Below are 1,406 nucleotides of genomic sequence, written 5' to 3' on the forward strand. Positions count from 1 at the left end.
GCGAGCATCTGTGGCCAAGTTTTTAAGGGCGCACGGTGGATGCCTTGGCACCAGGAACCGATGAAGGACGTGGGAGGCCGCGATAGTCCCCGGGGAGTCGTCAACCAGGCTTTGATCCGGGGGTTTCCGAATGGGGAAACCCGGCAGTCGTCATGGGCTGTCACCCGCTGCTGAACACATAGGCAGTGTGGAGGGAACGCGGGGAAGTGAAACATCTCAGTACCCGCAGGAAGAGAAAACAACCGTGATTCCGGGAGTAGTGGCGAGCGAAACCGGATGAGGCTAAACCGTATTGGTGTGATACCCGGCAGGGGTTGCCAGTACGGGGTCGTGGGATCGCACTTCACGTCTGCCGGCGGCTGGGACGAGTCAGAAACCGTTGATGTAGGCGAAGGACATGCGAAAGGTCCGGCGTAGAGGGTAAGACCCCCGTAGTCGAAACATCAGCAACTCGCTTGAGAGACACCCAAGTAGCACGGGGCCCGAGAAATCCCGTGTGAATCTGGCGGGACCACCCGCTAAGCCTAAATATTCCCTGGTGACCGATAGCGGATAGTACCGTGAGGGAATGGTGAAAAGTACCCCGGGAGCGGAGTGAAATAGTACCTGAAACCGTGTGCCTACAAGCCGTGGGAGCGTCGCTGTCATCTTCGGATGGCAGTCGTGACTGCGTGCCTTTTGAAGAATGAGCCTGCGAGTTTGCGGTATGTTGCGAGGTTAACCCGTGTGGGGAAGCCGTAGCGAAAGCGAGTCCGAAGAGGGCGACTGAGTAGCATGCTCAAGACCCGAAGCGGAGTGATCTAGCCATGGGCAGGTTGAAGCGGAGGTAAGACTTCGTGGAGGACCGAACCCACCAGGGTTGAAAACCTGGGGGATGACCTGTGGTTAGGGGTGAAAGGCCAATCAAACTCCGTGATAGCTGGTTCTCCCCGAAATGCATTTAGGTGCAGCGTCGTGTGTTTCTTGCCGGAGGTAGAGCACTGGATAGGCGATGGGCCCTACCGGGTTACTGACCTTAGCCAAACTCCGAATGCCGGTAAGTGAGAGCGCGGCAGTGAGACTGTGGGGGATAAGCTCCATGGTCGAGAGGGAAACAGCCCAGAGCATCGACTAAGGCCCCTAAGCGTACGCTAAGTGGGAAAGGATGTGGAGTCGCAGAGACAACCAGGAGGTTGGCTTAGAAGCAGCCACCCTTGAAAGAGTGCGTAATAGCTCACTGGTCTAGTGATTCCGCGCCGACAATGTAGCGGGGCTCAAGCGTACCGCCGAAGTCGTGTCATTGCATATGTAAGCCCCAACGGGTGTATGGATGGGTAGGGGAGCGTCGTCTGCCGGGTGAAGCGGCACTGGAAGGTAGTCGTGGACGGTTGACGAGTGAGAATGCAGGCATGAGTAGCGATACAAAC

General features: G+C 57.2%; 1 rRNA gene. It reads left to right on the forward strand.

Annotation, left to right across the window (positions count from 1 at the left end):
- Positions 1-12 precede the first annotated feature (12 nt).
- Positions 13-1,406: ribosomal RNA gene (locus tag C3481_RS15935) — 23S ribosomal RNA — on the forward strand; the annotation flags it as partial.

It is taken from the genome of Microbacterium sp. Ru50 (genome assembly GCF_002920555.1).
Taxonomy (GTDB): Bacteria; Actinomycetota; Actinomycetes; order Actinomycetales; family Microbacteriaceae; genus Microbacterium; species Microbacterium arborescens.